Here is a 20,101-nt window from a genome sequence, read left to right as displayed (position 1 = left end):
TTGGCGCCGCCGGACACGACGATGGCGCCGCGCGACCTCGGAGGGCGGCGAGGGGCGCGTTACCCCTCGGGCATGGACGAACCACGTCTCCCTTGGGCCGCGTGCGTGGCCCTCACGCTCGGCGCTGCCATCTACGGCCTCGCCGTGCCGATCCTCGAGCTCGACACGACGCACCTCTTGAACCCCGCGTGGCCCTCGCACGCGCGGCTCCACGAGGCGTGGCAGCTCGCCACCAACTCGACGCTCGCGGCGGTCGCGGTCGCGTCGGTGTGGAGGACACGTCGCGCAGGCCGGGCCGTCGCGATCGCCGCCATCGTGACCGGCGGCTTCTTCGTGGCCTATCTCACGCGCGACGCGTACGGAGGATCGATGCTCCACACCGACGGCACGGAACGACGCATGCTCGGGGTCAACGTGGGTGTGCTCGGGTTCGGTCTCGTCAACGTGCTGTCGGCGGTCGCCGTGGGGCTCGCGCGTCGCGCTGCGCCGAAGCCGTGAGGGCCGCGCGGTAGGCTCCGGGGCTCTTCCCGGTCCATCGTGCAAAGGCCTTCTGGAAGGCGCTCGGGTCCGAGAAGCCCACGAGGTACGCGACCTCGCCCGCCGCATAGCGACCGTCGGCGAGATAGGCGCGTGCGGCCTCCTCGCGGGTCGTGTCGACGACCGAGCGGTAGTCCGTACCCTCGGCCTCGAGCCTTCGCTGGAGGGTCCGCGGTGCCATCGCGAGCGCCTTCGCGACACGGGCAAGGGGTGGCGGGCCCGCGGAGAGATCGCGCGCCACGGCGCGACGCACGATTTCCGTAGTCCCCGGGGGGCCTTCCCCGAGCCGCGCGAGGAGCGCCTCGACGTGGGCGTCGAGCGCGAGGGACAAAGTCGGCGCGGCGTCCCGCATGGGCACCGAGCCCGACGACGCGCGGTACACGACCACGTGGGCTTCGCGTTCGGAGAGCACGGGGCAAAGGAGCACGCGCGCGTACGTCTCGGGAGAGACGGAGGGAGGATGGGCGAGCTCGATCCGCTCGGGCACGAACGCACCTCCCGAGAGCTCGGCGAGGCGGCGCACCATGCCCCCGATGGCGAGCTCCGTCCCCGCGCGCGTCGTCGCGACGCCAGGACGTGACGTGCGCGCCACTCGAAGCTCCGCGCCGACCCGACGCACGGTGTGCTCGGCGGCGGTGCTCACGATCGGAAATGCCCGGACGAGCCTCGCGAGCCCCTCTTCGGCGGTCGCGCTCGAGGCCACCAGGTAGTCGACGGCATCGAAGTGGCCGAACGGGAGCGCCCCGACGAGGTGAAGGCCGATCCCCGGATCACCCGTGCGGTCCTCGAGGTGACGGAAGAGAGCGACCCACGAGTCGTGGGGGACGCGCGCGTCGGGATCGGCGAGGCGTGCGAGCTCGACACCTACGTCCGCCGCGAGACGAGGCACGTCGAGCCCGGCGCGCTCGGCCGCCACGAGCGCGGCCCGCACGGTCTTCGCACCGACCGTAGCGACGAACGACGCACGCCCACGTCGGTTCACGGTCGCACCCCCGGAGGGCTTCGTGGGATATCCGCGCACACCAGGTTTGTAGCAGGCCGGCGCCACGCATAGGCCAAATGGCCTACGGAGAGCGAGCGACGGCTACGAGCGCCTCGGGAGAGAGTGTGTGGACGCATCGACACCGGCCTCGGAGCGCATTTCTTCGCCTCGCCGTGGAGACCTCGGTACCCTTGCGTGCTCGGAGGTCATCGATGCGTCTTTCTTCGGTCGTTTCGTGTCTGTCGGTCGTGCTCGTCGTTTCCAGCGTCGCCTGCAAGAAGAAGGACGAGGACGGCGCGGGGGCGGCAGCCAGCGCCTCGGCGGCAGCGTCGGCGGCTCCCAAGGCTTCCGCGAGCGCTGCGGCGGCGCCCTCGGCCTCGGCAGCACCCGAGGACCCCAACGCGTGCCCCGCGAACAACAAGGCACCCGACTTCAAGTACTCGGAGGTCGCGTTCACCTGGACCGAAAAGCCCACGCTCGCGATGGCCCCGAAGGACAAGGCCTACGCCAACGTCGGCGGCAAGACCTTCGAGCTCCCCAAGGTGGAGCTCTGGTACACGGAGAAGTCCGGCGAGTGGTCGCTCCGAACGAACGACGGCGTGCTGCTCGGGCCCTCGCTCTCCATGAAGGGCGAGCCCAAGGCCGGGTCCACCTACGAAGACAAAATGGGCAACAACCGCGGCTACTTCCAGGTGCCGCAGAAGGGCACGACCGCCGAGTGCCATCGCCAGACCACGAGCTACAACGGCGACAACGCCCGCATCGTGAAGATCACCAAGTACGACGGGAAGACCGTGGACCTCTCCTTCGTCACCACGTGGAAGGCCCGCGACGACCGCAAGTTCTGGGCGGCCGGCACGGTGAAGGACGCCCGCGTCGTCGTGTTCAAGAAGTAGCCACGGGGCACACGCCTCTCGACGCGAACGGCCGTGCCTGCTCGGGTGCGGCCGTTTCGCGTCCCTGCGTTCATGTCTCCCCGAGGGGAGCCCTCCTGGTCTCGAGGGCCGAGGCTCGCGTGGGGGCGCTCCGTCGCGTGCGAACGACCCACTCGGCGACGAGGGCGTTCACGAGCCAACCGGCGCCCATGGCGACCGCGCGGCTCCCCACGGTGATCTCCACCTTGGCGACCAAGAGCGGGAGGTGCGTGAGGACCTGCGTGCCCGCGCCGAGCCCGAGAGCGTACGCTCGAAGCATCCAGGCCCCATGCGCGAGGTACCGCCGCCGGCGGAGCGCGAAGAGGCCGAGCGCGAGCTCCACCACCATCGCCACGCCGACGACCAGCCGCATCGCGAAGAGCGCCGCGCCGTCGTGCGGCCCCGGCGCGAACGTGAGCGTCAGCGCGAGCCCCGACAGCGCCGACACGAGGCCCATCGGCGCCGCCACGTAGCCCGCGAGCGCGTGGGCCTTCGGGTGCCGCGCGCGGACGGACGGGGCGAGCTGGAACGCCCCCACGAGCGCGAACGTGCACGCGCTCACGATGTGCGTCGCGATCATGGGGGCGGCGGCGAAGAACCGCGCCGAGCCCTCGCTCGGCGCCACGACGGACGCCAGCATGGCGAGGCGATGGGCGCCGGCGATCGTCGGGACGACGCCGAGCAAGAGGAGCGCGGGCGCGACCCACGAGGTCGTGCCGGAGGAAGCGTGGCGCGATGGGCTCATGCTCGCACCTTGCGCGCGCACGGCGCCGGGCGACATCGGCAAAAAGGCTGAATTTTCCCTGTCTTTCGGCCGAGAACGGGTCGTCCTTTCGGCCGAGGCGCGAGAGACCGTTACCTCTCCACGCGGCCCGTGTCGTAGGCCCACATCGCGATCTCGACGCGGTTTCGGGCGTCGAGCTTGCGCATGAGGCTCGCCAAGTGGGTCTTCACGGTGCTCAGGCTCACGAAGAGCGCCTTGGCGATCTCGGCGTTCGTGAGGCCGCGCGCCACCGCGAGCACCACCTCCTCTTCGCGCTCCGTGAGCGGCTCGCTCGGGTGCGTGACCGGCCCGCGCCTGCCCTGGGCGGCGAACGTCGCCAGGAGCCGCGCGGTCACGCTGGGCGCGATGAGCGCGTCTCCCGCCGCCGCGGCCTCGATGGCCTGGAAGAGGAGCGCCGGCCCCGCGTCTTTCAAGAGGAAGCCCCGGGCGCCCGCGGCGAGCGCCCCGTGCACGTACTCGTCGAGATCGAACGTCGTGATGACGACCACGGCCATCGGCTCTCGGACGCCCCGGCCCGCGAGCTCCCGCGTCGCGGCGATGCCGTCCATGCGGGGCATGCGGATGTCGAAGAGGCACACGTCGGGCCGGAGCTTCCGCGCGAGCGCGACCGCCTCGACGCCATCTCTCGCGGCGCCGACGACCTCGACGCCAGGGCGCGAGCCCAGCACCATCGTGAGCCCCTGGCGCGCGAGCTCTTGATCGTCGGCGAGGAGCACACGGATCGTCATCGACCGCCCTTTCGCAGCGGGAACGTAGCCTCGACGCGGAAGCCGCGCCCAGGGAGCGGGCCTGCGTCGAGCCTCCCTCCGAGCATCTCCGCGCGCTCTGCCACCCCGACGAGGCCGAGCCCGAGCCCACCACGCCCACGCGAAGCGCGCCCCTCACCGTCGTCCACGACCGCGACCGTGAGCGAGCGATCCGCGGCGCGCACGATGACGTCGACGTGGGCGGCGCCGACCGCGTGCCGACGTGCGTTCGTCACCCCTTCGTAGGCGATGCGGTAGACGGCGGCCTGCACGGGCCGAGGCACGTCCGAGGCCTCGGCCAAGACCTCCACCGTGACTTGCAGCTCGTCGGTCGCGCCATCGGCGAGGCCGGCGAGGTCGGCGAGCGTATGCTGCGGGGCGAGGGCAGGCGCGGCGTCGGCGCGGAGGGCGCGGACCATGGTGCGCAGCTCGTCGAGCGCCTTCGACGCGACGTCCTCGACGACGTGGAGCACCTTCACGGCGTCTGCGGGCCTCGCCTCGGCGACCAGGATGCCCCCTTGCGCTTGGAGCGCGATGGCCGAGAGGTGATGCGCGACGCTGTCGTGGAGCTCCCGTGCGATCTCGGCCCGCTCGGCCATGCGCGCGGCGTCGAGCTGACGGAGCCGGGCGCTCGCGCGGAGCCTCACGGTCACGCCGAGGAGGGCCGGGAAGGCCATGACCACGGCGGCGCCGACCGCGCTCTCGAGGTCGCGGAACCGGCCTCCCGCGAGGCTCACGACGTAGAGGGCGGCGACGACCACGAGGCCGACGAGCGCCTCCCTCCCCGAGCCCCAGCGGAGCAGCGTGTACGGGAGGAGGAGGATAGCGGCGGTCGTGTGCAGGTCGGTCCACGCCTGGCCCGAGAGGGTCGTGCCGAGCGGGACGAGCGACGCGAGGGCAAAAGCCGACCCTAGGGCGCGCAGCGGGTGGGCGCGCCGCGCGAGCAGCGGGAGGACGAGCGCGACCCCGTGGACGGCGTGCGCGAGCCTGTGGTCGATCCCCGCCCGCAACGTCGACTCGAGCAGCACCGCCGCGACGAGCGCGAGCACGAGCGCGACATCCCTCGGAAGGACACCCCGCGGCGCGACGGGGCGAGGCTCGTCGAGGAACGAGAGGAAGGCAGGCGCAGGCACCCCGCGAAGGTACGTCAGCCGAACCCGGCCTGCCTCGGCCGAAAGTACGGTTCTGTCCGAGAGGCGGGCACCGATTCACGACGAGGCGTCGTGCGGAGCTCGCCCGACGCGGGAGCGACGGTCCGCCGCGGTCACGGTGGCGATGGCCGACTTCGGACCGGGGCACGACGGCCGGAGCTGCGCGACGGCGCATCGAGCGTCACACGGGCGCCCGGTCTGCGCGGCGCCAAGCAGCGCGCGCAAAAAAGAGTGCGGGAGCTCGCGACGTTTCGCTCGGCGCCACGTACCCCGCTCGAGCCCCGGAGGTCGGGGCAGAACCTTGGAGGCCCATGTCCCACTCGTCCACGCTCCGCGCCCTTCTCGCCGTCACCTGTCTCCCCCTCTTCGTCGGCTGCGCCGCGGAGACCACGGACATGGAAAGCGGACCGACCAGCCTCGAGGACGGCGTCGACCTCGCGTGGACGGGCACGGCCCCTACGGGCACGCAGCAGACGCTCTTCAACACGCTGAACCGCAGCGGGTGCATCGTGTCGGCGATGAAGGCGTGGAGCCCGGTGTCGGGCCCCGTCCCCCGCGAGCAGTACGTGAGCATGTTCCTCAAGGTCGACCAAGACCCCATGGGCATCCTGCCGTGCGCGGCGGGTCGCGTCCCGGCGTACCAGCTCGTCACCAACGGGCTTCTCTCGGTTTCTCCTGCTGGCTCGAACACCGGGCGCGTCATCGCGGCCCCCGGCGCCAACGTGGTCTACGTCTCGAACCTCGTGACCTCGTGGTGGGGCGGTCCTCCGAACCCGGTCTCGGGCAAGCTCGTGCGCGCGTCGATGCGCTCCCTCGCGACGGGCGCCGCGGTCGGGAGCATCGCCGACATTCGCTGCACCAACGGCGTCGTGAGCATCTCCTCGCAGACGCTCGACCTCGCGACGGGCACGCTCACCCTGGTCGGCAGCAAGAACTGCCTCACGGTCGGCCTCGGCGAGGTCCCGAGCGCGAACCCGATGTGGCGCGCCACCTACGTCGGCTTCGGCCTGAACGCCACGACGAACGCCATCCCGACGACGTTCCAGACGTTCTAGGCCTGACAGGGCGCCCATCCCTCTCGACAGGGCTCCCGCTCCTCGGAGCAGGACCCGCCTCGTCGCCCCGAGGAGACCAGATCCTACGGCAGGGTGCACGAGGTGGCGGTCCCGTCGTCCGTGACGACGAGCGTGCGCGGCGGGCGGCCCGTGGGCTCCCCCTCGACCTCCACCGTGTACGTCCCCGCCGCGAGCGCAGGCAGCCCGCACTTCGCCTTCGGCATCACGCAGATCGGCGCGGCGTCACCGGGCGGGCAGTGCAGGATGCGCATCGCGACGCGCACGGTGGTGCCGCTCACGGTGACCTCACACGGCGCGTTCGGCGTGCCGCAGCCCGTCCCCGCGACGTCGATAGTGAGCTGTGCCCCTGCGCGCGCCTTCTCTGGGACGCAGGCTCTATCGCCCGGCACGTTCTCGACCACGCAACCGCCCGCGTCGCTCGCATCCTCGGGTCCCGCGTCGCTCGCGCTCGTGTCGGGGTCGTTCACTACCGAGACCTGACAGGCGACCATGGCCGAGAGCGCCACGGCGAAGGCGAGAGCATAGGGAGCCCGAAGAGAAGTCACGCGCCTCACGGTAGCAGGGCATTCCGATGGCGCACACGATCCCGGCGCACGGCGTACCCGTTCGACACCTCGTCGCAGCAGCGCTCGCTCGCCACGCGGCCGACCGAGACGCTCGTACCATTGGGGTGGATGGCCTCGCCTTGCGCTGACAGGAGGCATCTGGTCCCCCGCTCGTCCTCGTCGGGGCGCGGGTCACGCGTTCCCTACCGCCGCGCACGCCGACGAGTGCGAGCTCGAAGGCCGGGCGAGCAGACCCGTCGGCTGCGCCGCTCGATGCCCGCGCCGAAGCCCGGTACGGTCGGAATCGCCCGACATGCCCGCGACGACCCTGGACGACCTCCGCCGCTACGCCATCGCTCGCAGCCTCTTCGCGCCCACGACGCTCCCCCGCGCCCTCGCGCGCCTCGGGTTCGTCCAGGCCGATCCGCTCCGCGCCCCGGCCCGCGCCCAAGACCTCACGCTCCGCCACCGCGTCGAGGGCTACCGCGCGGGCGATCTCGATCGGCGGTATCCGAAGTTGCCTATCGAGGAGGATTTCCTCGTGAACTACGGGTACGTGCACCGCGACACCCAGGCGCTCATGCACCCGCGCGAGCCGAGGCGACCCTGGGACCGAAAACGCCGGGCCCAAGCGAACGAGGTCCTCGCGTTCGTGCGCGAACGTGGTGTCGTGCACCCGCGCGAGGTGGACGCACACTTCGCGCACGGCAAGGTCAAAAACTGGTTCGGCGGCACCTCGAACGCGAGCACCGAGCTCTTGGACGGCATGCACTACCGGGGTCTCGTGCGCGTGGCCCGGCGCGAGGGCACGACGCGCCTCTACGAGGTCCGCGAGCCTACGCCCGCCCACGATCGTGACGCCGCGTTCGACACCCTGCTCGACCTCGTCGTCCGCACGTACGCGCCCGTCCCCGCCGTGACATTGGTGCAGCTTGCACGCTTCTTGTGCGGGGGCGTACCGCAGTGGCGGGAGCACAGGGCGGAGGCTCTCGAACGGGCGCGCGCGCGGCTCGCCCGCGCCGAGGTCGACGGCACGACCTGGTATTTTCCCGCGAACGAGCGCCCTCGCTCCGCGAAGCACCACGTCGAAGAGCGGGTGTGGCTGCTCGCACCGTTCGATCCCGTGGTGTGGGATCGCGCGCGCTTCGAGCGCTTCTGGGGCTGGGCGTACCGCTTCGAGGCCTACACCCCCGCAAAGAAGCGGCTGCGCGGGCACTATGCGCTCCCCCTTCTGTGGCACGAGCACGTGGTGGGGTGGGTGAACCTCTCGGTCGATGGAGGCCGGCTCGTGCCCGACGTCGGCTTCGTCGGTGCGCGTCCGCGCGGTGCCGCATTCCGGAGCGCCCTCGACGACGAGCTCGAGCGCGTGCGCGTGTTCCTCGGTCTCGCGTAGAGCGTCGCGAGGCCGGTACGGCCTCGTGGGCCCGGTCAGACGATGGCGAGGAGCTCGAGCTCCAGGTCGACGCTCGGTGCGTCCGGGCAGGGGGGAACACCCGCTCCGAGGTTGCGCGGGGAGATCACGGTGAGGACGATCTTGGCTCCCACCTTCGTGCCGTTGAGGGGCTCGAGGAGCGGCGGCCCGACCTCGACCACGTCCTCTCCGGCGCGCTCTCCGACCCTCCACGAGATGCGGACGCGATGGCCCGTGACGATCATGCGCCCCGTCCCGGCCGTGATGATCCGAGGAAGAATGGCTCCGTAGCCAGCAGGCGGCGGCGAGGCGACCACGGGCGGGGTGAGGCTCGCGGGGAGCGGCAGCTCGGGCGAGAAATCGACCCGACGCTCGTCTGGCAGCCCACGGGACCGTACGAGAACTCCGTCCGTCGCGCGCGCGAGCCCGCATAGAAACTGGAGCACGCTCGTCCACGTCGCCTCGTCCACCTCGGGCCCGTGCCCATGCGAGAGGTCGGCGTACGGGAGCTCGAGCGAGAAGTGCGCGGCGCGACGACGAAGGGTGACCGAGCCCAGCGTCGTCGTTTCCCACGGGACGAACCGCGAGTGCCCGACGGCCGGCCGGGGCTCCGGGAGGGCCGAGGCGAGCGCGGCGGACGACACGCGCGGCTCACGCCGAGGATGGAGCTCCGTGTCGGCCTTCTCGGCGGCGAACCCCGCGAGGACCGCGTCAGGGATCGAGAGATCGAGCGACCTCACCCTAGGGGACCGCTTGGATGCGGCGCCGCGCTTCGGGGCGGCACGCTTCGCGAGGATTTCGCCCTCGCCGGCGAGGAGGGCACCGCCGGCGAGGGAGATCCATCGCTCTCCGAGCGCGAGGACGGCCTCCGCGTCGGGGGACGACAGCACGACGACGGTGCCCACCTCGAACGTGGAGCTCGTCCGGCGAAGCCTCGCGCGCACGGCCGAGATCGTGGTCCGATCCGCCTCTGCGATCGTCACCCCCTCGCACGCGATCTCCTCTCCTACGACGGCTCCGAGGGTGTCGCGGAGCCACCCGATGCCGGGGAACGGCCCCGAAGTGGCGACCCACATCTCGCTCATGATCACGCTCCCGGCGAGACGCGGACGATCCGAGCCTCGCGCGGTAGCAGAAATCACCGCCAGGTGGCCGAGTCGATGCGAAACGACCACCCGATGCCACATCGTCACGTACGAAGCGCCCCGTCGGGCCCCCGCTTCCGTGTCGTGGGCCGTAGACGAGCGCTCACGGGTCCTCTCCCCAGCCCGAGGCGCTACGCTCGAGAGACGCCATGATCCTCCCCACCGACGCCCAGATCGCGGCCATCGTCCCTCGCGTGGAGACGCCCCGCCTCCTGCTCCGCGGCTACCGCGCCAGCGACCTCGACGCGTTCGCGGCAAACTTCGCCGATCCGATCGCGACCGCGCACATGGGAGGCGTCGTGGATCGCCGCATGGCGTGGCGCATGCTCACCTCGAGCGTCGGGCTTTGGCTCCTCACGGGCGGAGGATGGTGGGCCGTCGAGGACCGCGCGACGGAGACCTTCGTGGGCACGGTGGGCGCCTTCTTCCGTGAGACGGCGCCCGACGACGTGGAGCTCGGATGGACCGTGGTGCGCGCTCACTGGGGGCAGGGCATCGCGACGGAAGCGGCACACGCCGCCGCGGCCTACGCGTTCCAGCACCTCGGCGCCTCGCGTGTCTACGCACACATCGACCCAGGCAACACCGCGTCGCTCCGCGTCGCGGCGAACATCGGCATGAGCTACGAGGGAGACGCCGATTTCTACGGAGCGCCCACCGGCCGGTACGTGCTGGAGCCAGCGAATCTCACCTTGCCGACACGGCATTTCGGCCTTGCGTGAGTGCAAGGTGCAATCGAGCATCCTGCAAGATCGCAAGGTGAGCCCGATTCGACGGCCTTCAAGCCCGCGATTTTGTTGCGCGCGAAGGTGGCATGTTCGTCGCAATGTCCGTGGGCAGGCAGGTGTCGGGCGGTTTTCCCCCCCCCAACCTTTCGATGCCTGCCGATCTCTTCTCTCGTGACCTCACGAGAGACCGCCCGCTCGATCCGCCACCCCTCCCCTCAGGTGTGATCGAGCGGGTCTTTTTTTGTCCTTTCGCGGAGGATGCGCCGCGCCTCCATGAGCGCGAACCCGAGCAGGTTCTGACCTCGCCAGCGTGACGGGTCCTGCGCCGCTGGGTTGGCGCCACCAAGCCCGATTCCCCATACGGTATCGCGCGGCGAGGCCTCGACCAGGATCCGCTCGCCCGTAGACAGCAGATACTCGCGGAGCGCGTCGCTCGCGTCGAACTTGGCCACGTTTCCCCGCAGTACCGCGGTTTCGCGCTTGGCTGCCCACACCTCATCGACGTAGCCACGGACCTCCCGTCCGATGGCCTTCGCTTCTGCTGGCGACTTCGCGACGAGCACACGGGCGACGGCCTCGTCGTCTCCGAAGAGGCGCGCCTTCTCTGCCATCATGGCGTGCTCGGCAGTCGCGTATCGAACACCGTCCAGCTCGAAGGAGGCCGGATACCACTGGCTGAGACAGGACGCATCGACACGCCCGGGGGTCTTCGGGGTGTGCCCCCAGAAGAAGAGCCACTTGAACGACTCTCCGGCAGCGGTACGGCGAATGAGGTCTGCGCGATTCACGAAGAAAGAGTTACCATGACTCTTTATGGGGTCAAGGTCCTTTTGCGCGCGCCCCGTCGCGTTCCGAGCGAACGGATCTCCGCGAACACGATCGTGGGGAGCAGGCGACGCAGCTCTCGGCGTTGCGGGACTGCAACCTGCAATCCTCCTCCGTGCAGCTTCGCAACTCGCGGCTGTCGTGGGGCGCTCCAACCCTTCGATATCTCGAGCCGCGGATGTGGCACGAGCCTCGCAATAACGAGGGCCAGGTAGGCGTCGGGCGGTCATCCCCCCCCAACCGCTCGATGCCTGCCGATCTCTTCTCTCGTGCCCCTCACGAGAGACCGCCCGTTCGGTCCGCCACCCCTCCCCTCCGGCGCGACCGAGCGGGCCTTTTTTTGTCGTCGTCGCGCCGCGCGGAGAGGCCAACGTCGAATCGTCGGCCTCTTTCCATCGGCTCGCGGCAGCCGCTCGCGCTCAGCGCCGAAGCACCTTCGCGATCCTCGCTTTGAGCTCCGGGGAGACCCAGCTCGCGAGGCCCGTCCCGTCGAAGGCGGCGAGCTCCTTCGCCGTAGCACCGAGGGGAGGGCGAATGGCGTGCTTCGCGGCGGCGTACGCCTCGAGCGGATGGGCCGCGAGCTCGGCGAGGCGTGCCCTCGCGTGGGCCTCGGCGTCTTCGCGGACCGCATCGAGCAGCCCGAGCCGAAGGGCCTCGACCGGAGCGAAGAGCCCGGCCCCGAGCACCACGGTCTCGAGGTGCTGCGAGGGAACACGACGGCGCACGAGGTCGAGGATGCGCGGTGGAAACTGCAGTCCGAGCGCCACCTCGTTCAACCCCACGAGGCAGCTCGGGTCGGGCGCGGCCACGCGGTAGTCGCACGCGAGCGCGAGCACGCACCCGCCCGCGATGGCGTGCCCGTTCACCCAGGCGACGGTCGGCCCCGGATACGTGTAGAGCGCACCTACAAGACGATCGAGCACCTCCAGGAACCGCTCGGCGCCCGCGCGATCGAGGGCCGCGACCTCCTTCAGGTTCAGCCCCGCCGAGAAGGCCGGCCCCTCCCCCGTGAGCAGGAGCGGGCGGCCCGCCGCCTCCCCGATCTTTCGGAGGCACTCGTTCATCACGTCGGTCCCGAGGGCGTTTCGCCCCGCGCCCGCAATCGTAAGCTCGTAGATCATCGTCCTTCGTTTCTCGGAGCCTCGCGGGGGCCCGGCTCGTGGCTACGCTCCGATCGCTCCGTATGGCGAGGGTAGCAGGCGCCACCCCACGGTCAGTAGAAGCCTTCACGGCGCGCGTAGCGGGCGGCGCGCTCGCGGTCGTACCCCTCGGCGTCGAAGCCTTCGCCGTGGATCGCCCGCAAGATGCTCCCGTTCGTGGCGAGCTCCGAGCGGTCGACGTGGCGCGACGGATCCCAGAGCGACGAGCGGAGGAACGCCTTCGAGCACTGCGTATAGGCCTCCTCGATGTCGACGATGATGCCGAGCTTCGGGACTTTGCCCTCGACCTCGCACGGGGCAAGCATGGCTTCGTCGGTGGTGAGGGTCGCGCGGCCGTTCACGCGGAAGCTGTCCCCGACGCCGGGGACGAAAAAGAGGAGCCCCACGCGCGGCCGCTGGAGCAGGTTCTTGAGCGTATCGGCGATGCGGTTGCCGGGGCGCTCGGGCAAGAGCAGGGTCACGTCGTCGAGGATCTTCACGAAGCCCGGCGGATCGCCTCGGGGGCTCACGTCGCACCGACCTTCGGCGTCGCTCGTGGCCACGCAGACGAACGGGGAGCGCTCGATGAAGGGGCGCGTGAGCGGGTTCAGCCGATCGGAGAGCTTGGCGAGGACGAGCTTCGTGGGCTCGCCGAGCAGGGCGACCAGCGCCTCTTCCGTGTCGACCGTGTGGGACGTGAGCCTGTGCGCCATGAGGCGAGTATCGCGCGCGCCTCGGAGTGTGCAACCCACCGGCAAGGCCGAGCGCGCTCCTGCCGACGGCGTCGAGGGCTCACGCGCTGGGCAGCGAGGCGACCGTCGCGACGAGCTGCGCCGTGACCTTGGCCGCAGGGAGCCTGCGCACGGCGAGGTTCTTCCAGCGCCGGAGCTTGCCCGCGTCGCGGAGGAGCCCCGCCTCCCACACGAAGAGCGCGTCTCCCAGCGCGGTCAGGAGCTCGGCGTCGTCGAGCTCACGCTTGGCCACGGCCTCGGCGTAGCGCGTGAAGCGGCGCCGGAGCGTCCCCTCGGTCTTGCGGCACGCGGGGCAGCGGACGCAGCGCGCGTCGACGTAGAACCCGAGCTCTTCGTACCAGTGCTTCTGCTCGCGCGCGAAGAAGAGGAACTCTCGACCACAGTCACGGCAGCGCTCGCGCAGATCGACGTACGTGCCTCGCGGGAACGTCGAGAAATTCTGGCGCCTCCAATCGGCGACGATCGCCGACTCGGGGTAGAGCACCGCGTCGTGGTAGCCCCAGTACGACGCACGCACCGTCGCCTCGGAGAGCCCCTCGCCCGACGCCACCGACTCCGCGCCGTACCGTGGGTGGGGCACGAGGTCGCTCGCCCGCTTCCGCTTCGCCATGGGGCACTCTGAGCCGCGATCTCCCCGGCGACAACGTCTCGACGCTCCGGAGTGGGGCACGACGAGCGCCGCCCACGCGCGTGTGCCACGCATGGCACATGCCCCCTCCACGTCGCCGACGTTCGCCGTAAACCACGAATACCACGGGACATTTCGGAAGAGCCCCAGCGGGCACGGAGGGTGCAAACGTGGCCGGTATGCGCTCCGTTCGCGTCTCTCTCCTCGCCTTCTCGCTCGCCGCGCTCGCGGCCTCCCCGGCCTCCGCCGACTCCCCTGTCCGAGACGATCGCGGCGAGACGATCGGCTCGTTCGCCATCGAGCGCGCGAGCCCCGACGCGTTCTTCGTGGCGCTCACCACCTCGGCGGGCGCGACCTACTCCCTCGCCACCGGGCGCGAGCGAACGGACGGCGCGCCAGGCATCACGAGCCCGCCCGGCTCGGCGACGAAGGTCGTCCTCGCCAGAAGCCCGGGCGGCGATTTGCAGCTCGCGTACGCCAGCGCCGACGGGGCGGTCACGACCTTCTTCGCCGACGTTGGCGCGCCGCCCTCGTGGGGGGCTCGTGACCGTCGCGAGTCCGCGTGGGGCGCGCGTGGAGCACTGGCGCTCACGTTCGGCGCGCGCACGGTCATCGCGATGAGCCTCACGGGCAACGTGCAGGTCGGAGACGTGGACGGGCCCCGCGGCGCGTTCGACACCCCCGAGGCGACCGGTGAGGCCGTGCTCGGACGGCTGGGCGATCGAGTCGTGCTCGTCTATCCGACCCGCAGCGGCGCCCGTGTGGAGTACCTCACGAGCGATGGGAGGCCCTCCGGAGCCGCACCGACACGCGTCGCCATCGCCGCCACGGGCCGCGCCCTCGAGGTCGTCGCGACGTCCGGCGGTGCGCTGCTCGTCGCTCGTTCCAAAAGTCCGCTCACGGAGCCCACGCAGGTCGTGCGGCTCGACGTCGACGGCACCGTCGGCCCGGCGCGGGAGCTCCCGGCCGGGACCGTCGGGCTCGTGGCCGACGCCTTCTCCGCGGGTGGACCCGACGTCCACGTCCTCCGGTACGAGAACGCGCGCCTCACGGACACCTCGTGGAACGCGCTCGAGCGCGCCACGGCCGGCGCGCCCGCCGTCGGCGCAAACCTCACGGACCTCGGCGTCGAGGGCCCGATGACCGGCGCCTGCAACGAGCGCGCGTGCCTCTTCGGCGCTCTCGAACGTCGGACGAACCTCCGCACCTTCGAGGTCCGGCGCGGCGGCGAGGTGACGACGGCCCTCCTCACCCCGCCAGCGAGCACGGGACCAGGCAGCGTTCAGTACGGCCCGACGAACGCGTGCGCGGCCAGCGGCGCCCCGGATCGAGGCACGAGCGCCCTCCGGTTTCCACTCGTAGCGCTCGGCCTCGCCCTCGCCGCCGGCCTCGTCCGTCGCAGGCGCGCCGGCTGACACACGGCCGCGGACGAATCTCGTCCAAGGGTTGAATCTTCGCCCCAGGCCCTCGTCGAAGCGAGACTCCCATGCGGCCGCCCTCGGTGGCCATCCTCCCCGCACCTCATTTTTGAACGTCTCTCCCGTGGCTCCCGTTGGCCGAGTCACGCCGTGGAGAGGTGTGCACGTGTGCAAGCACGCGCGCCTGCTGCCCAAGGGCGGCCCCGCGCGCGTGCGTGGAGTGACGTCATGCGCTCAGACATGTTCGAGCTCTTGCTCGAGCGACCTCGGGGTTACCGCGGCCGCCACGGGCGAAAGGCTCCTTCGTACCCCCGCGCGAAAATGAGCGCGGGGGCCCTCGACGGCTCTGCCCTCGTCGAGCCCTACGGCACGAGATACCGGACCAAATGGCTGGCCGAGAACCTCGCGCCGCTCCGTCGATGGCTCGGCCAGCAGGTCGGTAGGCCCTGGGACCGGGTGTACTCCGAGCTCTCGGAGCACCTCTCTCCGAACAACGCCGTGAAGCAGCACGTGCGCGACCACGTCGACGACTTCGTCGAGCTCCACGTGATCGAACACGATGGCAGGCTCTTCACCGCGCAGGGGACGGCCCTCGGGCTCTACCGGCGGCGGCGCAGCGTCCTCTACGTGTGCCCACGCACGGGGCTGCTCCGTGAGCTCGCGAGGCAGCAGCGGGCCTCGCGCGATCATCGCCCCCTCGCCGACGGGCGATGGCTCGTGCGCCGCGGCGAGGCCTTCGTGTACGTGGCGACGGAGCCTCTCTCCTACGAGCTCCCGAACCCGAGGGAACGCACGTGCGCCTTCACGAAGCTCCGCTTGGCCTCGCCCGCGTACCGAGCGAAGCACCACGCGGGGGAGACTCCGTGGGGCTGGGGCCACGTGGCCGTGGAGGCGTACATCCCCGACAAAAAGCGCCTCCGCGAGCTGCTACGTGAAGCGGAGCGCGTGGCGGCGGCGAAGGCTCAGAGGCCCTGAAGCTGCTTCATCGCCTCACCGTGCGAGGCCCGCAGGCTCATCGCGTCGGCGGGGCTCGCCGCGACGGGCCTCGGCGCCATCGGCCGACCCATCCCACCCCCCATGCCGCTGCGCATCGTGTCGTCGACCTGAGGAAGGAGCGAGGGCAAGGTCTTTCGGAGCTTCGCCATCTCGGCGACCTTCTCTCCGAGGGCCTTGTCCCCGAACTTCGTCTCGCCCTCTTTCGCGAGCTTCTGGGCCGCGTCGAGGATCTTCCGCGCGCCCGCGAGATCCCCGGCGCGGGCCAGCGCCACGGCCTTCACGATCCCGTCGGCGACCCGGACGGTGGTCGACCCGTGCTCGATCTCCCTCACGCTCGCGTCCTTCAGGCGCCCCTCGTCGGCGGACATGGGCATTTTCGCGAAGGACGAGGCCGTCATGGCCCCGAGCTCGGGCGCCGAGTACGACACGTTGGCGTCGAGCAGCTCGGCGTTGCGGCCGTCTTTGATGCCCTTCACGGTGGCCCTCACGAACACGTCGCGCACCTGACCTTCCGCCAGATCGCCCAACGGGAGGTGCGCCACGCGCGAGCCCGAGACGGCCCCGAAGCCGACGATTTCTCGGATGGTGACGCCCGGGCCTCCGACGATCTCGAGCTGCGTGCCGCGCGCCACCACGCGCTCCATCCGCGTGAGCTCCTTCTCGAAGACCGCCGCCACCCCGGCGCCGTCCTCCACGAAGTGGAACGTCGCCGACGAGCGCTGAGCGACGGCCACCATGAGCGTCTCGTCGAAGTCGTTGCCGAGGCCGAGCGTCGTGATCGGGACGTGCGCGGCCTTCGCCTGATCGGCGATCTGGAGCACCGGCGCGCTGTCGTTCGGTACGCCGTCACCGACGAGCACGAGGCGGTGGATCGCGTTCGGCGGAGCACACGACCCGCGGAGCTGCGCGAGGCCCGTCGCGAGGCCGCCGGCCATGTCCGTCGTCCCCTCGGCCTTGATTTGCGCGATGGCAGCCTTGGCGCCAGGCCGCGTCTCTTTGTCGATCTTCGTCGTGGGGACCACCACCTTGGGGTGCGAGCCGAAGGTCACGATCGAGACGACGTCTCCCTCGGCGAGCAGGTCGACGAGCCGGCCCACCGCCTCTCGGGCCTTCTCGATCGCGACACCATCCATCGAGCCCGAAGTGTCCACGACGAGGGCGAGGTCGAGCGGGGGGCGCTGGGTCTGGGCGAGGGGGAGGCCGCGCACGCGCACGCGGACGGTGACCTCGGTCTCCTTCTCGGCCCTCGCGAGGTTCGGGGTGGTCGCGGTGGTCACGTCGATGCGAGGGGCGCGCGAGACCTCCACGGCGCTGGCCGTGGTCGTGGAAGGGGTCGCGGGCGCGCTCACCGGTGGCTTCGCGGGATCACACGCGACCGGAACCGGCTCTTTCGCGATCGTCGGCTCCGGCGCCTTGGCCGGCGGCGAGCACGCGGCGAGCCCGAGCAAGAGGGAGGAGACGAAGAGCCCGCGAGCGAAAGTGCGCATGGGGAGCCTCGTACGCACGAGGCCCGCGGAGGATCTCTTTTCTCGAAAATGCGCCGAGATCAGCCGAAAAACGACAGGATCTCGAGCACTCCCAGGGCGATCGCCCCGGCCGAGAGGGCCTTGCCCTTCCCGTCCACCCCCGCCTCCTGGAGCTTCGCGACCTCACCTCGATCGAAGAACGTCCCGTGCGCTTGGCAGTAGTCGAGGTCCACCCCGAAGAGCTTCGTGGGGGCGAGCGCGGCCCCGCACTCCGGGCACGACCTCGCGCTCCCCGATGGCGCCGAGCCCCGCGCCCCCTCGTCGAGCTGGCGGGCGATCTGGGAAAAGGCCGGATCCGCGTCGGCTGCGCGCAGCGCCAAGCTGGCGGCGTGGTCGGTCCACATGCCGCGGCACGCGCCGCACGCGTACACGCCATGAACGGGATGAGCACGCACGAGCTCTCCACGGCAGGCCGGACAGGTCCACATGACCGGAGCTTATCCTCGAAAGCTCCCGCGACGGTAGCTTCGGGCTCTCGTGCGCCACTCGGCTCCCGCTCGGTCCCGAGAAGCCCCTCGCCAGGGCCTCCGGGCCACGCGCCAAGGCACGTTCCTGCTCATCGCGACGCGCTCGCCTCGCAGGACATGACCGTAGTCCACGAAGACCTCCACACGACGTTCGTCGTCGAAGGCGCGACCGCTGTTCGGCCCCACGGCGTCGGTGCACCCCACCGACGAGAGAGCGTGCACCGACCCCGCGCGCCCTCGCTTGCGAGCGCATGGGCGACAGCTATCGTGAGGGGGTGAGCCTCGCTGTTTGCCCCACATGTAGCCGCCACCGCCACGTGTCCGAAGCCGCTTGCCCGTTCTGCGGGGACAAGACTCCGCTCGAGGCCGAACGTCGCACCACCAAGACGCTCTCGCGCGTGGCCATCGTCCTCGGGGTCACCGCCGCCGTCGGAGCCGCGGGCGCCAAAGGCTACATCGCCCTCCAGCACCACGTGAACGTCGGCGCCACGAACGCGTCGTACGGCTCCCCGGGTCTCTAGAAGTCGACCTCGGGTTCGCCCGCGGGAGGCTCGGCCTTCTCTGCGGGCTCGCACAGGCTCGGCGAATGGGTGCTCGTCACGCGCTTTTCGCCCAGATCGACGCGAACGACGTCCCCCGCGATGGGTGCACCATACACAAGAGTGAGCGTCTGACCCTCTCGGAAGCCCACGAAGGGTGTGCCCATCTCGGGCCCGGCCTGGCGCTCCAGATCGAGCTCGGTCGTCGTGAGATCCGCCTCGTTCACGAACACGAGCCCCGAGCCGCCCGCGTCGAGCACGGCGACCTCGTCCGCGCGAGTGCGGAGGAGGTGCGTGCCGCCATAACAGCTCCCGAGGTGCGTGCCGGCGTCGAGGTTCAGGCCCGAGGGCCACGCCTTCCTCGGGTCCACGAGGGTGAGTGTGCAGCCCGGCCCTTCGTCCACCCAAGTTCGGAGGACGATGGCGCTCCCGACGAACCCGTCGAACGCGAGGTGCTCGTCGTAGTCGATGGGCGCGCGCTTCAGCACCTTTCGAGGGCTCTTCTGCTCGAGCACCCCCACGGCCTTCTTCGGCGAGAGAAGACCTCCCTCGAGGCGAAAGGTGAGCTTTCCGTCGGCGCTCTCGCGACGAAAGGGCTCCGTCGGCAGGCGCGGCGAAGGCACGATCCGGTGCACCTCGCGGCGAAGGTCCCCTTCCGGGCCAGTGCTCCAGCACGACCGCATCGCCGGATCGGTCTCCCCCTCGTCGGAGTCCGGCTCGAGGCAGTAGTGCGCGCGGCCTCGCTCGAGCCACGCCGCCGTGAGGTGCAGATCGCGGCTACCCGGCGGAAAACACGCCTGGGCCTCGTTCGGTTTCGCCTTCGGGGGTGCGGCGGCGACGACGAGCGCCGTACCCTTCGCCGGCGCCCCGAGCACGACCTCGGCGCGCTCGGGACGCTTCACCGCGCACGCCCCGAGGACGAGGGCCGCCAACACGAGGGGAGCGAGGGACCAGGAGGGCATGCCGTTCGAACGCTCGAGGCGCTCCTTTCGTTCTACGGCCAGCTCCACGCGCCGTCACGAGGCGGCGAACGCTTGGAGATCTCGTACCAGCCCGCCGAGGAACGCGTCGCGGTCCGCGAGCGGCTCGGTCGTGCCCGGAGGCGGCGCGTGCATGAACGAGAAGTGACCGGCGCCGGACGTCACGTGGAGCTCGACGCCCACACGATCCGAAAGCGTGTCACGCAGGAGCTCGGCGTGCGAGGGCGGCGTTATCGCGTCGGCCGAGCCTGCGTGGACGTAGAGCGGCACCGCGACGCCTTGGAGCGCGCCGGGCGCTCTGAAAAATCCCGTGGTCGGCGCGAGGAGCGCGAGCTTGGAGAGCCTCGACGCGGGGGCGATCGGCACAGGGCGACCGGGGCCGAGCCAGGGTGTCGCGCCTGCCAAGGCGAGCAGCGTCGTCGCTCCGATCGAGTGTCCGATCCCGACGGCGCGTCGCGCGCCGGGCACGAAGGCATCGAGCGCCTGCGTGAGCCGGCGGGCGCGGACGAGCAGATGGGCCTCTTCGACCGCGGGCCCGATCCTCGTGAAATGTGGCGCGACGACCGCGTGACCCTTCGCCGCGAGCGCTTCGAGCAGCGGCGCGTGGCGCTTGGGATCGCCTCCGCCGCCCACGGCAAAGAGCACCACGGGAACGTCGCTCGGGCCCGCGGCCACGGTGACGTCGAACGGGCCGTCCGAGTCGGTGAGCGTCTCCACGGTGAGCATGGAACGACCATCGTCGAGCGCGCCCCACGGCGTCAACCGCCGCGAAGTCCTTCCGCCGCGAAGCCCTGCCTCACGATGGTGGACCT

The 20,101-nt window shown here is 71.0% G+C and carries 22 protein-coding genes; 8 read left to right on the top strand and 14 right to left on the bottom strand.

What is annotated here, in order from left to right; all coding sequences use genetic code 11:
• Positions 1 to 72: 72 nt before the first annotated feature.
• Positions 73 to 498, top strand: coding sequence for a hypothetical protein (locus IPK71_06185; protein ID MBK8213325.1), 426 nt, complete (start codon positions 73 to 75; stop codon positions 496 to 498).
• On the opposite strand, the gene IPK71_06180 is transcribed toward IPK71_06185, so the two are convergent.
• Positions 440 to 1,558, bottom strand: a complete 1,119-nt coding sequence (locus IPK71_06180; protein ID MBK8213324.1) for an AraC family transcriptional regulator — start codon at positions 1,556 to 1,558, stop codon at positions 440 to 442. The genes IPK71_06185 and IPK71_06180 overlap by 59 nt on opposite strands.
• A gap of 173 nt (positions 1,559 to 1,731) precedes the next feature.
• Here IPK71_06180 and IPK71_06175 point away from each other — a divergent pair, with 173 nt between their 5' ends.
• Positions 1,732 to 2,415: a hypothetical protein gene (locus IPK71_06175; protein MBK8213323.1), complete on the top strand. Its 684-nt coding sequence runs from the start codon at positions 1,732 to 1,734 to the stop codon at positions 2,413 to 2,415.
• Between the two features lie 70 nt (positions 2,416 to 2,485).
• Here the strand turns inward: IPK71_06175 and IPK71_06170 are convergent, their stop codons facing one another.
• The 3 genes from IPK71_06170 to IPK71_06160 all read right to left on the bottom strand — a co-directional run bounded on the left by IPK71_06170 (position 2,486) and on the right by IPK71_06160 (position 5,096).
• Entirely contained in the window at positions 2,486 to 3,178 is a 693-nt protein-coding gene (locus IPK71_06170; GenBank protein MBK8213322.1) for a DUF2306 domain-containing protein, read from the bottom strand.
• Between the two features lie 110 nt (positions 3,179 to 3,288).
• Positions 3,289 to 3,945 carry a response regulator transcription factor gene (locus tag IPK71_06165; GenBank protein MBK8213321.1) on the bottom strand — a complete coding sequence of 219 codons (657 nt, stop codon included), beginning with the start codon at positions 3,943 to 3,945 and terminating at the stop codon, positions 3,289 to 3,291.
• Positions 3,942 to 5,096, bottom strand: coding sequence for a sensor histidine kinase (locus IPK71_06160; GenBank protein ID MBK8213320.1), 1,155 nt, complete (start codon positions 5,094 to 5,096; stop codon positions 3,942 to 3,944). Before IPK71_06160 ends, IPK71_06165 begins: the two co-directional genes overlap by 4 nt.
• A gap of 329 nt (positions 5,097 to 5,425) precedes the next feature.
• Here IPK71_06160 and IPK71_06155 point away from each other — a divergent pair, with 329 nt between their 5' ends.
• Positions 5,426 to 6,169, top strand: coding sequence for a hypothetical protein (locus IPK71_06155; GenBank protein ID MBK8213319.1), 744 nt, complete (start codon positions 5,426 to 5,428; stop codon positions 6,167 to 6,169).
• 83 nt (positions 6,170 to 6,252) lie between these two features.
• On the opposite strand, the gene IPK71_06150 is transcribed toward IPK71_06155, so the two are convergent.
• Positions 6,253 to 6,735, bottom strand: a complete 483-nt coding sequence (locus IPK71_06150) for a hypothetical protein (GenBank protein ID MBK8213318.1) — start codon at positions 6,733 to 6,735, stop codon at positions 6,253 to 6,255.
• 313 nt (positions 6,736 to 7,048) lie between these two features.
• Between IPK71_06150 and IPK71_06145 the strand changes: the two genes are divergently transcribed.
• A complete protein-coding gene (locus IPK71_06145) occupies positions 7,049 to 8,128 on the top strand; it encodes a YcaQ family DNA glycosylase (protein MBK8213317.1) in 1,080 nt (359 codons plus the stop codon).
• Positions 8,129 to 8,163: 35 nt separating this feature from the next.
• On the opposite strand, the gene IPK71_06140 is transcribed toward IPK71_06145, so the two are convergent.
• Positions 8,164 to 9,231, bottom strand: coding sequence for a hypothetical protein (locus IPK71_06140; protein MBK8213316.1), 1,068 nt, complete (start codon positions 9,229 to 9,231; stop codon positions 8,164 to 8,166).
• A 209-nt stretch (positions 9,232 to 9,440) separates the two neighbouring features.
• On the opposite strand from IPK71_06140, the gene IPK71_06135 reads away from it, so the two are divergent.
• A complete protein-coding gene (locus IPK71_06135) occupies positions 9,441 to 10,013 on the top strand; it encodes a GNAT family N-acetyltransferase (protein ID MBK8213315.1) in 573 nt (190 codons plus the stop codon).
• Positions 10,014 to 10,234: 221 nt separating this feature from the next.
• Here the strand turns inward: IPK71_06135 and IPK71_06130 are convergent, their stop codons facing one another.
• The 4 genes from IPK71_06130 to IPK71_06115 all read right to left on the bottom strand — a co-directional run bounded on the left by IPK71_06130 (position 10,235) and on the right by IPK71_06115 (position 13,345).
• Positions 10,235 to 11,074 (bottom strand): NADAR family protein, encoded by an 840-nt coding sequence (locus tag IPK71_06130; protein ID MBK8213314.1) that lies wholly within the window; start codon positions 11,072 to 11,074, stop codon positions 10,235 to 10,237.
• A 189-nt stretch (positions 11,075 to 11,263) separates the two neighbouring features.
• Positions 11,264 to 11,965 carry an enoyl-CoA hydratase/isomerase family protein gene (locus IPK71_06125; protein ID MBK8213313.1) on the bottom strand — a complete coding sequence of 234 codons (702 nt, stop codon included), beginning with the start codon at positions 11,963 to 11,965 and terminating at the stop codon, positions 11,264 to 11,266.
• Between the two features lie 92 nt (positions 11,966 to 12,057).
• Positions 12,058 to 12,696 (bottom strand): pyridoxamine 5'-phosphate oxidase family protein, encoded by a 639-nt coding sequence (locus tag IPK71_06120; GenBank protein MBK8213312.1) that lies wholly within the window; start codon positions 12,694 to 12,696, stop codon positions 12,058 to 12,060.
• A gap of 79 nt (positions 12,697 to 12,775) precedes the next feature.
• Entirely contained in the window at positions 12,776 to 13,345 is a 570-nt protein-coding gene (locus IPK71_06115; protein MBK8213311.1) for a zinc-ribbon domain-containing protein, read from the bottom strand.
• Between the two features lie 197 nt (positions 13,346 to 13,542).
• Here IPK71_06115 and IPK71_06110 point away from each other — a divergent pair, with 197 nt between their 5' ends.
• The gene (locus IPK71_06110) at positions 13,543 to 14,778 is read left to right on the top strand and encodes a hypothetical protein (protein ID MBK8213310.1); all 1,236 of its coding nucleotides are present in this window, start codon (positions 13,543 to 13,545) and stop codon (positions 14,776 to 14,778) included.
• A gap of 231 nt (positions 14,779 to 15,009) precedes the next feature.
• Entirely contained in the window at positions 15,010 to 15,756 is a 747-nt protein-coding gene (locus tag IPK71_06105) for a hypothetical protein (GenBank protein ID MBK8213309.1), read from the top strand.
• Here the strand turns inward: IPK71_06105 and IPK71_06100 are convergent.
• Positions 15,744 to 17,264, bottom strand: coding sequence for a VWA domain-containing protein (locus tag IPK71_06100; GenBank protein ID MBK8213308.1), 1,521 nt, complete (start codon positions 17,262 to 17,264; stop codon positions 15,744 to 15,746). The two genes, IPK71_06105 and IPK71_06100, sit on opposite strands and share 13 nt — an antisense overlap.
• Before the next feature lie 59 nt (positions 17,265 to 17,323).
• On the bottom strand, positions 17,324 to 17,731 hold the full coding sequence (locus IPK71_06095; GenBank protein MBK8213307.1) for a zf-TFIIB domain-containing protein: 408 nt from the start codon (positions 17,729 to 17,731) through the stop codon (positions 17,324 to 17,326).
• 314 nt (positions 17,732 to 18,045) lie between these two features.
• On the opposite strand from IPK71_06095, the gene IPK71_06090 reads away from it, so the two are divergent.
• The gene (locus tag IPK71_06090) at positions 18,046 to 18,291 is read left to right on the top strand and encodes a hypothetical protein (GenBank protein ID MBK8213306.1); all 246 of its coding nucleotides are present in this window, start codon (positions 18,046 to 18,048) and stop codon (positions 18,289 to 18,291) included.
• On the opposite strand, the gene IPK71_06085 is transcribed toward IPK71_06090, so the two are convergent.
• Together IPK71_06085 and IPK71_06080 are read right to left on the bottom strand one after the other, a co-directional pair.
• Entirely contained in the window at positions 18,288 to 19,271 is a 984-nt protein-coding gene (locus tag IPK71_06085; protein ID MBK8213305.1) for a hypothetical protein, read from the bottom strand. The two genes, IPK71_06090 and IPK71_06085, sit on opposite strands and share 4 nt — an antisense overlap.
• Before the next feature lie 54 nt (positions 19,272 to 19,325).
• The gene (locus tag IPK71_06080) at positions 19,326 to 20,015 is read right to left on the bottom strand and encodes an alpha/beta hydrolase (GenBank protein ID MBK8213304.1); all 690 of its coding nucleotides are present in this window, start codon (positions 20,013 to 20,015) and stop codon (positions 19,326 to 19,328) included.
• Positions 20,016 to 20,101: the final 86 nt, after the last annotated feature.

Source organism: Myxococcales bacterium, from assembly GCA_016712525.1.
In the GTDB taxonomy this organism is placed as follows: Bacteria; Myxococcota_A; Polyangia; order Polyangiales; family Polyangiaceae; genus JAAFHV01.
Note: the sequence above shows the minus strand (reverse complement) of the source record. Positions and strands in the feature narration are given on the sequence as shown.